Origin of the sequence: Cytobacillus depressus, assembly GCF_008923245.1 — a bacterium.
In the GTDB taxonomy this organism is placed as follows: Bacteria; Bacillota; Bacilli; order Bacillales; family Cytobacillaceae; genus Cytobacillus; species Cytobacillus depressus.
The window spans coordinates 38804-52447 of record NZ_WBOS01000005.1; the positions used below are offsets into that span (position 1 = coordinate 38804).

The 13644-nt window shown below is 38.6% G+C and carries 9 protein-coding genes and 1 pseudogene; 1 reads left to right on the forward strand and 9 read right to left on the reverse strand.

Going from position 1 to position 13644, the window contains the following annotated elements; translation table 11 throughout:
• Nucleotides 1–69: 69 nt before the first annotated feature.
• Together F7731_RS12940 and F7731_RS12945 are read right to left on the reverse strand one after the other, a co-directional pair.
• Nucleotides 70–1176 (reverse strand): M24 family metallopeptidase, encoded by a 1107-nt coding sequence (locus F7731_RS12940; protein WP_151535215.1) that lies wholly within the window; start codon nucleotides 1174–1176, stop codon nucleotides 70–72.
• 49 nt (nucleotides 1177–1225) lie between these two features.
• A complete protein-coding gene (locus F7731_RS12945; RefSeq protein ID WP_151535216.1) occupies nucleotides 1226–2305 on the reverse strand; it encodes a M24 family metallopeptidase in 1080 nt (359 codons plus the stop codon).
• 269 nt (nucleotides 2306–2574) lie between these two features.
• Here F7731_RS12945 and F7731_RS12950 point away from each other — a divergent pair, with 269 nt between their 5' ends.
• The gene (locus tag F7731_RS12950) at nucleotides 2575–4266 is read left to right on the forward strand and encodes a peptide ABC transporter substrate-binding protein (RefSeq protein WP_151535217.1); all 1692 of its coding nucleotides are present in this window, start codon (nucleotides 2575–2577) and stop codon (nucleotides 4264–4266) included.
• A gap of 128 nt (nucleotides 4267–4394) precedes the next feature.
• On the opposite strand, the pseudogene F7731_RS12955 reads toward F7731_RS12950, so the two are convergent.
• The 7 genes and pseudogenes from F7731_RS12955 to F7731_RS12985 form a co-directional block, all read right to left on the reverse strand.
• Nucleotides 4395–5129: pseudogene (locus tag F7731_RS12955) on the reverse strand (ABC transporter permease); the annotation flags it as partial.
• A 526-nt stretch (nucleotides 5130–5655) separates the two neighbouring features.
• Complete coding sequence (locus tag F7731_RS12960; protein ID WP_151535219.1) at nucleotides 5656–6672, reverse strand: oligopeptide/dipeptide ABC transporter ATP-binding protein; 1017 nt, start codon at nucleotides 6670–6672, stop codon at nucleotides 5656–5658.
• Entirely contained in the window at nucleotides 6650–7636 is a 987-nt protein-coding gene (locus tag F7731_RS12965) for an ABC transporter ATP-binding protein (RefSeq protein ID WP_212031187.1), read from the reverse strand. The genes F7731_RS12960 and F7731_RS12965 overlap by 23 nt, the downstream gene beginning before the upstream one ends.
• Nucleotides 7637–7653: 17 nt before the next feature.
• Nucleotides 7654–8511: an ABC transporter permease gene (locus F7731_RS12970; protein ID WP_151535221.1), complete on the reverse strand. Its 858-nt coding sequence runs from the start codon at nucleotides 8509–8511 to the stop codon at nucleotides 7654–7656.
• 56 nt (nucleotides 8512–8567) lie between these two features.
• Nucleotides 8568–9533 (reverse strand): ABC transporter permease, encoded by a 966-nt coding sequence (locus F7731_RS12975; protein ID WP_151535222.1) that lies wholly within the window; start codon nucleotides 9531–9533, stop codon nucleotides 8568–8570.
• A gap of 75 nt (nucleotides 9534–9608) precedes the next feature.
• The gene (locus tag F7731_RS12980; protein WP_151535223.1) at nucleotides 9609–11189 is read right to left on the reverse strand and encodes an ABC transporter substrate-binding protein; all 1581 of its coding nucleotides are present in this window, start codon (nucleotides 11187–11189) and stop codon (nucleotides 9609–9611) included.
• A 2-nt stretch (nucleotides 11190–11191) separates the two neighbouring features.
• A complete protein-coding gene (locus tag F7731_RS12985) occupies nucleotides 11192–13264 on the reverse strand; it encodes a prolyl oligopeptidase family serine peptidase (RefSeq protein ID WP_212031188.1) in 2073 nt (690 codons plus the stop codon).
• Nucleotides 13265–13644 lie beyond the last annotated feature (380 nt).

Sequence of the window (13644 nt, forward strand, 5' to 3'; positions counted from 1 at the left end):
GGGCATCAACATGCAAAAAACCAGCTCTATGCTGGTTTTTTACATTCCACGCTATATTAACATGGGCATTTACCCAATTCGAATCAATTCTGTTGGGAATGATGTCAATAACTTTCCTTTTCCATCTTCATCAATATAAACATTTTCCTCAATACGCACTCCGCCATAGCCTGGAATATAAATACCCGGTTCAATGGTAAAGAGGAGCCCACTTTCAACGATTAAGTCATTGTTTTCATGAACAGAAGGCTCTTCATGCACATCGATTCCAAGACCATGACCGACACGGTTATTGAAATATTGTCCATATCCTGCTTCCTTAATGACATTACGAGCTGCAATATCAATTTGTCCAATTGGGATTCCTGCTTTACACGCATTGACTCCCGCTTCAGTGGACTTTTTGACAATCTCATAAATTTCTCTCTGTTTCGGCGTTTCCTCACCAATGACGAATGTCCGAGTAATATCTGAGCAATAACCATCTACAATGACACCCATATCAATCAATAAAAAGTCGCCTTGATTGATTGTTTTGTGGTCCGGACGCCCATGTGGCAATGAGGCTTTTTCACCTGAAAGAACAATCGTCGAAAATGATGGACCGGAAGCCCCGAATTTCCTCATGAGAAATTCTAATTCTGCTGTAAAATCTTGCTCCGTCATACCTGCTTTTACCTTTTTAATTCCTTCAGCCATGACTTTTTCAATCACATGAATAGCATTCTGAATCTTGCCACATTCCTCTTTTGACTTCTTCATTCTTTGTCCTGAGATGAAATCGCCAATATTTAAATAGCTAGAATCAGAGAAAAAATGATTAAGCTGGGCATGCTGATATAACGAAATCACCTTTGTCTCCAAACCGAATGTGCCTACATTTCCATCAATCGTATCTTTTAAAACTTCATATGGATTTAATTCGTCTGAAATCGTTACAATCTTTTTGACATAGGAATCCTTCTCCGCAATTTCCTCATCCAATGCCGGGACAAATAAATATTGATTTCCCTTTCTAAGATCCATCACTAAAGCCATGAATCGTTCATGAGGATCTGAATTGAAACCTGTATAATAGAAAACGTTTTTCGGATCTTTAATGATCGCTACTTCGACATTTTGGTTTTCTAAGTGCTTCTTTAATTCATTTAATCTGCTATGATATTGTTCTTGCATGTGATGTCATCCCTTACATTAATATTAGTATTCTCTTTATTGATTTGATTTATAAAATAACCAATTCCTTTGTTGATGGCGTCAACACTTCACGGCTATTTTTAGTAATAAGGATTACATCCTCAACCCTTGCACCGCCTAAGCCTTTCAAATAAATTCCAGGCTCAACAGTAATCACCATGTTTTCTTCTAATACTTTGTCTTTTAACACCGAGAATAGTGGTGCTTCATGAACCTCTAGTCCAATTCCATGGCCTGTACCTGTTCCTGATTGTTCATTATAGCCATGTTTAATAATATTTTCACGCATGAAATAATCAACCTCTTGGTCAGTCAGTCCTGGACGTAAATGAGCAACACAATTTTCAAAAGAGGTTAGCACGATTTCATGTAGCTTTTTTAACTCAGGTGCAGGCTCTCCAATCGATACAACTCTAGAAATATCTGCCCAATACCCTTCATAATTAGCACCGAAATCAATTGTAATCATGTCGCCCTTTTCAATAATTTTATCGCTTGCCCGTCCATGTGGCAATGAAGAGCGATATCCGGAAGCAACGATTGGAGAAAAAGATGTAGTTGAGCATCCATGTTTTTTAATAAACGCACCGAGCTCCTCTGCTACATCCAATTCAGACATGCCGGCGCGGATTACATTTAAAATATGTAAATATGCATTGTCAGTTATTTCCGCAGCTACCCGCAATTTTTTAATTTCATCCTCTGTTTTAATCATGCGGAGACTTTCGATAACTTCATGTGTTGGAATGAGTTCAGCTGCAAAAAGAGATTCATTTCTGCTAAATAGTCCATAGGATAAATGCTCCTGCTCAAAACCAAGCTTTTTAATATTCATTTCATTTGCTTGGACAACGACTTCTTCAAAGATTTTGCCTTTATGGCCAGTATGCCCGGTGTGGAGAACAACTTCATAATCCTTTGCTTGATTTTTCGCTTGCTCAAAATAGCGATAATCCGTAATAAGCTTTGCTTCCGTCTCAGAAATAAGAAGAACCCCATTGCTTCCAGTAAACCCAGACATGTACTGTCTGTTCCAAGGATGAACGATCATCATTCCGTCAATACCTAATCCACAAAACTTCTCTCGGAGTCTATTAATTGCATTCATTCATTTTCCCCCTCAGGTATTAGATTCAAAAAGAATATAATGCAATTTTTATGCCATAGACATCCTTAAATTTTTAGGCTTACTTTTCCATTAAATTTCTATTAATTTTTACACATTCAAAATATTTGTACAAATCGTGTAAAATTTTTTAAACATGCAAGAGAATTCTATTCTATTTTTAAAATCATTTCTTTCATTTGTTTCAGAAGCGTGCATGGCACAAATCTTGCACTTATATATTTTGAATATTCTAAAAGGGGGAATCTAAATTGTTTAAACGAAAGCCTGCGATTGCTGTACTACTTTCTCTTCTAATTGTTTTAGCGCTGTCAGGTTGCTATGGAAAAAGTAGTGACACGAGTAAGCCAGCATCATCTGAGACGAAGGAAACGGCTAATAATCAGCCAGCTGATTCTAGCAAAGATGAGCAAGTACTAAATTTGTATGCTGCTAATGAAATTCCAACATTAAAAACGAATGGAATTATTGATGGTCTTTCCGCTACGATTATGATGAATATGCTGGAAAGCTTATATCGAACAGATCCAGACCAGAACCTTGTGCCTGGCATGGCTAAGGATCACAAAGTAAGCGATGATGGCAAAATTTATACCTTTCATTTACGGGAAGATGCAAAATGGAGCAATGGAACCACAGTAACTGCTCACGATTTTGTATTCGCCTGGCACAGAGCCCTCAATCCAGATACCTTGTCACCCCACTCCTATGAATTTGACAACATCGTGAATTCAGTTGAAATTCAAGACAAAGACCATGAGCTTTATGGCAAAGTCGACGCACTTGGAGTGAAAGCTCTTGATGATTACACTCTTGAAGTTCAATTAAAAAATGCGATACCTTATTTTCTTGATACTTTGACAAATATTGTTTTCTACCCACAAAACGAAGAATTTGTCACTGCGCAAGGCGATAATTATGCTCTAGAGCCTGAAAACTTAATCTATAATGGTCCCTTTGTTCTTGATTCATGGAAACATGAAGAGGGATGGGTGTTAAAGAAAAATCCAAACTATTGGGATGCAGAAAATGTAAAGCTTGAAACAATTAATTTCAAAGTTGTGAAAGACGTCTCAACTGGAGTCAACTTATATGATTCAGGTACTGTTGACATGACCAATCTGTCTTCTGAATTTGTTGATCTTTATCATGATCATCCAGATCTTCAATCTTCGTTAAAAAGAGAAATGTATTTTATCCGCTTTAATTTACAAAACAAAAACTTAAGCAATGCCAATATCCGGAAAGCAATCGATATGGGATGGAATAAGAAAGAAGCAGCCGAAATGATTCTTAAAAATGGCTCTCTTCCTGCTTACTTTTTAATTCCTGAAAATATGGTCACTTCATCCGACGGAGAAGACTTTAGAAGCAAATACGGAAACTTTAACGATAAGGGGATAGAAAAAGCACAGGAATATTGGCAAAATGGTCTCGAAGAACTTAGTACCAACAAAGTTGAACTTGAATTTCTAAGCTATGATGACGGCCAGCGCAAATCCGTTGCAGAGTACATTAAAAATCAACTTGAAAAGAACCTGCCAGGATTAACGTTGAAAATCAACCAACAGCCAAATAAACAAAAGCTTGCTCTTGAGGGTAAACAAGAATATGATATGACTCATTCTGGCTGGCGCAGTGATATCGCAGATCCGACCGATTTCATGTCTATACATCTATCAGACGGACCATATAACTGGCAAAGCTATGTAAGTGCTGATTATGATCAGCTGGTAAAAAAAGCCCAAGTAGACTTTACAAATCTTGAAGAGCGCTTTAACAATCTCCAAGATGCTGAACAAATCCTAATTGAAAAAGATACCGTCATTTCACCGATGTATCAAGCAAGTGACGCGTACCTTGTTAAGCCATATGTAAAAGGGCTAGTTGCCAACCCAAATTCAACTTATAGCTACAAGTGGACATATATTGAAGGGAAATAACTTGTCCTAACAAAGCGCTTATTTAAGCGCTTTGTTTATTAATAAAAAAACGGCATACATATAAGTATGCCTCAAAAAAAAAGATAGGGGGTAATATATCAATATTAAACAGATAAGCAATTGTTAAGTTAATTTATTTTCGGATCAAAAGCATCCCTAAGCCCGTCGCCAACAAAGTTAAAGGCGAGAACTGTCAGTAATATCGCAACTCCTGGGAATAATGGATACCACCATGAATCAAGCATGATCGGCAATGTTTGAGCACTTTGCAGTATATTTCCCCAGCTTGGGGTTGGCGGCTGAATGCCCAGCCCTAAATAACTTAATGCGGACTCTACAAGAATAACTCCTCCTACACCTAAAGTGGCTGAAACGATGATCGGCCCCATTGCATTCGGAAGAATATGGGCAAAAATAATTTTATAGCTTGGTATGCCAATCGTTTTCGCAGCTAAAACATATTCCCTTGAACGGAGAGATAGAAATTCCCCGCGGACTAGCCTCGATGTACCTGTCCATCCAAAGATTGCAAATACGAAAATTAATGTCGTAATACTTGGTTCAAACATCGTAACTAAGATGATTAATAGAAAGATAGATGGAAAAGAAATCATGACATCGACAAATCTCATTAAGAAAGCATCTATCTTTCCACCATAATATCCTGCTATTGCCCTGACAAAGGTTCCAATAAAGATTGAACCGGCTACAGACACGAACCCAACGATTAAGGAAACACGTGCACCGTATAAAAGCCTAGTAAGTGTATCTCTTCCTAAATTATCGGCTCCGAGCAGGAATTCTCCTCCGGGTGGTGCAAGCTTTTTAAGCAATTGCTGAGGGTTCGGGTCGTGGGGAGCTAAAAACTAACAAAGGACACTTCTCCTCATTTTCATTATGGTCAATTATAAGGAAACTTAACTAAGATGTGTCGCTGAAACTATACTAGCATCAAATAATAGTAGAAAGATCCCTTCATAAAATTTCGTACCCTATTAATTACATCATTTGAGTAAGGAAAAGAGAAAAAATCCAATAATAACATTTTTGGTTCCATTAAGGCATAAAGATTCATAATGACTATTCAATATTCCTATATTCGTCACCTTAAAGTTCTAGTTTTGTGTTTGATTTTCCCATATAAGAACTGGTCTTCTCTTCTTGATTCAAAGAAGGACGACAAATTTCCCAGCCAAAGATGCTTTTTAGCGCTTTCTAAATCAGACAGGGAAACTTGGATGCCCCGGGGATTTAGAAGTTAGCCAGTTACATTGTTTATTAACCGAGAAAAAAAGCTTTGTGAAAAGATTATAGTGCTATCAAATCGCTTATTTTATATAAAGCCAAGCAAGATACATAATATCCTGCAAGGCTTTCTATTTATCATCTTTAATAAAAACAACTGTATATATGGTCGTTGCCCCTTTGCACATAGTCAGGATAGGATTCACGACATTTACTTGTGGCCAAGGAACATCGATCTGCAAAATAACATCCAGGGCCGGGATTTACAGGTGTTGGTGGTTCCCCTTCTATACGGATTGGTTCTGCATTCTCATTAAGATCGATGGAAGCACAATTAGAAATCAAAGCCTGTGTATAAGGGTGCTGAGGGTTATGAATTATATCTTCTGTGCCTCCCATTTCGACGATTCTTCCTAAGTACATAACTGCTATTTTATCTGAAATATACCTAGCTGCAGCGATATCATGGCTGATGAAGACCATCGCGGTATCGTTTTCCTTGGTCAGCTTAATCAACATATTGATAATGTCGGCCCTAACTGATAAATCAAGCATTGAAACTGGCTCATCTGCGACTAAAAATGTCGGATTCAATAGCATTGCCCTTAGGATGGAGATCCTTTGTAATTGCCCCCCAGACAATTCATGCGGATACCTAGCCATAAATTCCTCTCCAGGTTTCAATCCAGCATTCTCAAGGGTTGTCTTACAAAGTTCAAAACGCTCCTTTTGTGAAGATCCAATTTTGTGAATCTCCAGCGGCCTCATCATTAATCTGCCTATTGTATGACCCGGAGGAAAGGTGTCAAAAGGGTTCTGGAAAATCATTTGTAAATTACGTTTAAATGATTTCTTATCTTTTTTAATCAGTTCGGCTGACGAAGACCCATTAATTAGAATATCTCCGTGCGTCGGTGTTTCCAAATGAATAAGAACCTTCCCTAATGTCGATTTTCCGCAGCCACTTTCACCGATTACCCCTAATACTTCACCTTTAGCCAATTTAAAACTGACTTTATCGACGGACTTTACCCAATTTTTAGGTCGTAAAAAAGAAGATCTTTGCTCGAACCATTTGCTTATATTATTTACCTCTAAAACGTTTTGTTCTTCTCTTTTTGGGTTATCCGTTTGCAGTTTAGCTCGTTCTTCTATTTTCATAGTATTCACTCCCATGCATATGACAGGCGGACCGTTGGTTCGAACTGACTTCGTAGTCCTTCGGTGTAACATTTCGACAAATATCCTTTGCGAAATCACATCTTGGTGCAAAAATGCAACCTTCTTTTTTTTCCGATAAATCAGGCAAAAATCCTCTAATACCGGTTAGTTGCTTCTTTTCACCTTTTAACGAAGGAAAGGAATTCAGTAAACCTTGTGTATACGGATGGGCAGGCTTCGTTAATACGTCCTTGACATTGCCGACTTCCATTACTTTTCCCGCATACATGACGACCACTTTATCGCAAGACGTGGCGACGACGGAAATATCATGTGTAATCATCATTCTCGTCATTTTAATTTCTGTTTCAAGCTTTTTAATTTCCCTCAAAATCTGCCCTTGTGTGACAACGTCCAATGCCGTCGTTGCTTCATCCAAAACAATAAAGGACGGATTATGAATAAGGCTTAAGGCGATAGAGACCCTCTGCAGCATCCCACCGGACAATTCATGCGGATAAAGGTTGTATACTCGGTCAGATAAGTTTACCATCGTAAAGAGTTTAAGAATTTTCTCTTTGATTACTTTTTTATTTTCATTCGGCTCATGGACTCGATAAATATCCTCTAGTTGACCGCCGATTTTGTGAATCGGGCTAAGGGCATTCATTGACTTCTGGAACACGACCGATATTTCTTTCCATCTAATCTGCTTGTAATCTTTTAAACTCATGCCTAAGATGTCTTTACCTTGGAAATTAATCGTGCCTGATACATCGGCTTTTTTCTCAGACAAAAGCCTGAGAACCGCCATAGCAAGCGTCGATTTTCCAGATCCACTTTCCCCAACAATCCCTACGGACTCGCCTTCTGCGATCGACAAGGAGACGTTGTTAACCGCATAGACCTTTTCCTTCCTGCCTGTATATACAACATTCAAGTTTTCTATTTCTAAAATATTCACAACCGAGCTCCTCCTAACTATTCACCTTTCCGTTTAGGATTTAGCAAAGTATTCAGACCATCACCAATCAAGTAAAAGCTAACGACTAGAATAACTGTCGCAAGACCGGAGAAGGTAGATATCCACCAAGCTGATGTCATATAAGCCTTTCCATCAAAAATCATTTGACCCCAGCTAATTAAATTCGGATCACCTAATCCTAAGAAGCTTAAACCTGCTTCTGTCAATATGGCCCCCGCAACACTAAGTGTCGTGTTGGCAATAACGGGAAAAATGCCATTTGGAATGATATATTTAAAGAGAATGGAGACATGATGTTCTCCGATTGTTTCTACACTTTGGACAAACACTCGCTCCTTAAGACTGATTGCTTGGACCCTCATAAGGCGGGCATTGCTCGGCCATGAAGTCAAACCAATCACGATCATTACATTTAGCAAGTTACTGCCGAATAACGCAACAACGATCAAAATTAAGAAGAAAGATGGAATCATTAAAAAGACATTGATGATTTCCGAAATAATTCTGTCCGTTTTACCGCCGAAGTAGCCAGCTGCAGCACCGACCAACGTACCAATAACACCAGAGATGAGCGCTGAAACCAATCCAATTAAAAGCGATGTTCTCGCCCCATAAAGGATCATGCTGTAAATATCTCTTCCTAAGCCATCCGTTCCAAGCCAGTGATTCTTACCAGGGGACTCCAATAAGTCATCACCTAATACATATGGATCATGAGTTGCAAGCAAAGGAGCAAATGCAACAACGAGTAAGATGATGAATAAGATAAAAATTCCCGATCTGAGAAGTGAATTTTTTTGAATCGCTGAGAACGACTTTTTAAAGATGGCATCGTTTCTTTTTACAAGTTCCATAAGTCTTTTACTCCTTCCTGAACTACTTTTATATCTGTAGAATCGTATCGGCCCAATTACTTATACCGAATTCTTGGATCGATAAAGGCGTAAACGACATCAGTTACAACCATCATGACAGCAATCGAGATTGACATAATTAAATAGATTCCCATAAGCAACGGGTAGTCTCTGCGCATAATGGCGTCTAACATAAGCCTTCCTGTACCGGGCCATGAAAAGACAATTTCAATTAAGGCCGAACCGGAAACAATGTAAGCAAGGGTAAGACCAAATACAGTAACTGTTGGAAGCAATACATTTTTCAATACATATTTATTGAAGATTTTCCTTTCACTCATACCAGTTGCCATGAAAGTTGTGACAAAATCCTCTGATTTTACTTGCAGTACGGTGGTTTGTGCAATTTTAAAATAGGTAGGAATTTGAATAAGCGATAGCGTAGCGACAGGCAACACCAAATGCTTCAATATATCCGTATAATAAGGCAAGCCCGTATAATTACTTCGCAAATCCATCATTCCTGAAGTCGGAAGGACATTTAGCCATGAAGCAAAAATCATGATAAACATAATAGCCAACCAGAACGAAGGCATGGAATTAAAAACATACGCCCACCCAGTAATGGCCTTATCCCTTTTTGAGCCATAATGCTGACCCGCATAGAGTCCTAATGCTGTTCCGACAATAAGAGCTATAACAGCGCCAGTAAGAGCCAATAGTAAGGACGGTCCCATTGTGCCAACAATGAGTTTCATGACCGGTTCATTGTAAAGAATGGATTCTCCGAAATCTCCCTTGATCATGTTTTTTAAATAAGATAACAATTGAATATGAACAGGCTGATCCAAGCCATATTTTTTCTGTAGTTCGCTAATCATTTCTTCAGATGGGTTATCTCTTCCCGCCAAAATCCGTATCGGATCACCGGGGGCCGCATGCATGATGAAAAAACTGATGATCATAACAGCTATAACAGCCAAAAACCCAGTAGAAAAGCGTTTAATAATAAACTGTTTCAATCGTCATACCTTCTTTCTGTATGAGCATCAATGGCAATGTACATAGACATTGCCATTGGAAGATTAATAGAATACTTACTTGGCCCTATCTAAGATGGAATATTCTGCTCCCCCTACTTTACCGATTCCATCATCAATCGGATGACCTGAGATATAATCTTTCATGACAAAGATGTACATCCATTCAGTCAAAGGAATAACAGGAAATTCTTCAGACATGATAGTTTGAATCTTTTTATAAATAACCGCACGTTCATTTTGATCTGTCACGCGCAATCCTTCTGCTAGAAGGTTATCTATTTCTGGATTACTATAATTCATCAAGTTCATCGATCCTTCTGTACCTACACGAACAAATAAACCTTCAGGATCAATGCCATGGTTGCCGCCTAAGATGGTAATTTCATAGTCACCACTTCGGACTTTTTCATCCCATGCAGAATACTCAAGAGAGGAAATTTTTGATTCAATGCCAATTTCCTTTAAATTAGCTTGTACAACTTTAGCGATATCTGCAAAAACCGGGAATTGGAAAATTAGGATTTCCAGGTCTTTCATTCGAACGCCGTTGCTATCAGGGGTTAACCCTGCTTCATCTAGTAACTGTTTCGCTTTTTCAATATCTCTTTCTGGCATAAGATCCTTATCGTTATAAGCCCACTCTACCGCCGGAGTATAAAAACCTTCTGCCCTCCAGCCATAACCTTTATGCGCTTTCGCCACCAATTCGTCACGATCGATTGCAAGGGCTAAAGCTTCACGAACCCGAACATCATCCCATGGCTTCTTCGCTGTATTGGCAATCATATATTGTCTTGAATTGGAAAGAGTTTTAACGATTTTTACATCATCTCTTTTTTCCAATCCCGGTACAGCTGCTGGTGTAATTGCCGAACTATAGTCAATGACATCAACTTCTCCGTTTAAGAAAGACTGTACAACTGTATTTTCGTCTGGGATAACAGAGAAAATTAGCTTATCAATTTTTGGTGCCCCGCGGAAATAATCTTTATTTGCTTCCAAAACCACACTTACACCGCGATTATGTTCCTTCAATTTGAAAGCACCTGTTCCAACTGGATTTTTATTAACCGGATTCGTTACCCAGTCTGTTCCTTCATACAGATGGGAAGGCATGATTAATGCACCAGATAGAATACTTAAAATTGCTGCATTCGGCTCTTTAAGATTGATCACGACTGTGTCATCATCTGGCGTCTCGATATTGTCAATCGAACCTAGCTGGTTAACGATAAATCCTTTTTCTTTAATGATCGTATCAATGGTCCACTTTACATCTTTGGATTTAAACGGCTCTCCATCATGCCATTTGACTCCCTTAAACAAGTGAAATGTATACTTTTTCCCATCTTCCGAGATATCCCAAGTCTCAGCAAGGTCCGGTAGGATGTTATAACCGTCATCAATTTTTACTAAAGAATTCATAATATTGGCTGTGATGTACCCAGATCCGCCATCTCCAACATTGGGGTTAAAGTGAACCGGGTCAGATCCTAATGCAATAACAACGGACTTTTCACCTTTTTCAGCCTCGCTGCTTGCTGGTTTACTAGATTCTACTAACGGATTGGATTTACTGCAGCCTGCAAAGATTAGCATGATCGCAATTATCATAAAAATCAAAATTTTCTTCACGGTCAACTCTCCTTAAAAACGATTTTTAGTTCTTTAAATAAAAATGTGTACAAATCGACTTCTTCTTCAATTACTTTGGATAATGGCTTTCCCTGCCCGTGACCAGCATTTTTCTCAACCCTTAGAATGATTGGGTTATTTCCACTTTGTGCTTCCTGTAAAGTAGCAGCAAATTTCTTTGCATGCATCGGTACAACCCGATCATCGGTATCAGCAGTAGAAATAAGGGTCGGCGGATACTCTTTCCCCTTTTTGACATTATGTAAGGGTGAGTAGCTATACAAGAACTTAAAATCATGCTCACTTTTCTCCGCGTTACCAAACTCCGTTGTCCAAAAACGGCCGACTGTGAAACGTTGGAAACGCAACATATCTGTAACAGGGACTAAGCATAGTGCTGCACCGAATAGTTCAGGGCGTTGCGTTATACATGCCCCAACTAGAAGTCCTCCATTACTTACACCCATAATGGCCAGTTTGTTCGAATTTGTATATTTTTCTTGAATGAGCCATTCCGAAGCAGCAATAAAATCATCGAAGCTATTTTGACGCTTTTCAAAAAGTGCTGCCCGATGCCATTCTTGGCCGTATTCCCCGCCCCCACGGATATTTGCGACTGCGTAGATGCCTCCTTGCTCCATCCACATCTTTTGTGATGGAGAATAGGATGGGGTCATACATGCGGTATAGCCGCCGTAGCCGTAGAGTAATACCGGATTATCTCCGTTCAATTCCAGACCTTTTTTATAGGTAAGGAACATTGGAACAACCGTCCTATCTTTGGATGGGTAAAATATTTGCTTCGTTTCGAATTTTTCAGTTGATTCGCTACCTTGCTTGTCGAAAACATTCATCAATTTCCCAGTGTTAAAGTCATATTCTATTACCTTCAACGGATGGAGAAAGGATGTATAACTGACAAACATTTCAGGCGAAGAGCTTGTCCCTTTTACATCGTTGATTGTAATAAAGTCTGGAAGTGGCAACTCGGTTGGTAAACTCCCATTCTTCTCATGAATGGTCATTTTATAGTGGGCATCATGCATAGTACAAACGATGAACTTGCCATTCACCATTTTACAGAAGGCAATTGGATCATCTTTCTCAGAGACAAGCTCTTTCCAATTTTCTTGTGCAGGATTCTCCAAATCTACAGAAATCAATTTCCCTTTTGGTGCACAATCATTTGTTTCGAAATAAAGTGTTGACCCATCATTGCCTAAAAAAGTAAAGTACGCTGGAACTTTTTCGATCAAAGGCTTAAAGGAATCGGAATCAGTCAGATGCTTATAGTAGATTTCATTAACTGGTTCAGTCCCAAGAGTAACATGCAATATAAGATATTGATGGTCTTCGGTAATAGACGGATAAAATATACGCTCTTTACGATCCGGCTCTTCATAGATCAATTCATCTTCTGTCTGTGAAGTGTTCACCTGGTGAAAATAAACACGATTATAATAACTGTCCTCTCCAGGATTTACTGTTAGAGGATCGGGATACCGATTATAGAAAAAGCCTGATGAATCCCCACTCCAGGCAAAACTCGAAAACTTGCACCATTTTAATGTTTCAGGGTAGTCACTACCCGTCTTGAGATCTTTGACCTTCACCTCTTCCCAATCGCTTCCGTTATACGAGACCGCATAAGCCATCAACGTTCCATCATGATTGAATGAAATGTTCATAATGGCAGCAGTACCTTCATGACTTAGCTGGTTAGGATCCAATACTACTTCAAATACATCATCTTCAAATGATAAAGTACGATAGTAGACCGGTTGATTTTGGAGACCGTCATTCTTGAAAAAGTAATAATAATCTCCTTTTTTCTCCGGTGTTGAATATTTCTCATAATCATAGAGCTCTTTAAGCCTCTTATTGATGCTTTCTTTTTGGACTTGACCATCTAATAATGCTCGAGTTCGCTCGTTTTGCATCTCTGTCCACTTTTTGGTATCTGGAAGGATTTCATCTTCCAACCAACGATAGGGGTCTGCTACTTCGACACCGAAAAAGTTTTCAATAACATGATCTTTTCTAATTGTTTCTTTCAATTGAAACGCCCCTCTCATTTGTTAAACTCCTATTCCGGGTTGTTGGAACTTTTCAAAGAACAACATGTAGTTATTCTTTATTTGAAGTTTCTTCGATAGGATTTACCTTCTAGTAATATGCTGATTATCCAAAATTTTTATAGCTTTAACATTCCCCCTCCTTTCATGTGTAGGACGCTGATCTTTCGAGTTTGCCAACTACAAATTATACGTTGACGTGAAAATAACAATATTTGCATACCAAAATGTAGACCATACATCAAATAGTCTTTCATTTTCTGATTCCTTAATAATTTTTGAATGAAATAGCTCGTCGAGTTCAACCAAACGATATATATTTGTCGAAAATGCCTCTCTTATCGGATCCCTATTAAGATGGAAAACATGTTTTTTAATTT

What these genes read in the sequence shown, in the direction of transcription:
- F7731_RS12940 (WP_151535215.1), bottom strand. Translation starts at nt 1,176, where the DNA reads ATGCAAGAACAATATCATAGCAGATTAAATGAATTAAAGAAGCACTTA.
- F7731_RS12985 (WP_212031188.1), bottom strand. Translation starts at nt 13,264, where the DNA reads ATGAGAGGGGCGTTTCAATTGAAAGAAACAATTAGAAAAGATCATGTT.
- F7731_RS12945 (WP_151535216.1), bottom strand. Translation starts at nt 2,305, where the DNA reads ATGAATGCAATTAATAGACTCCGAGAGAAGTTTTGTGGATTAGGTATT.
- F7731_RS12960 (WP_151535219.1), bottom strand. Translation starts at nt 6,672, where the DNA reads ATGAAAATAGAAGAACGAGCTAAACTGCAAACGGATAACCCAAAAAGA.
- F7731_RS12970 (WP_151535221.1), bottom strand. Translation starts at nt 8,511, where the DNA reads ATGGAACTTGTAAAAAGAAACGATGCCATCTTTAAAAAGTCGTTCTCA.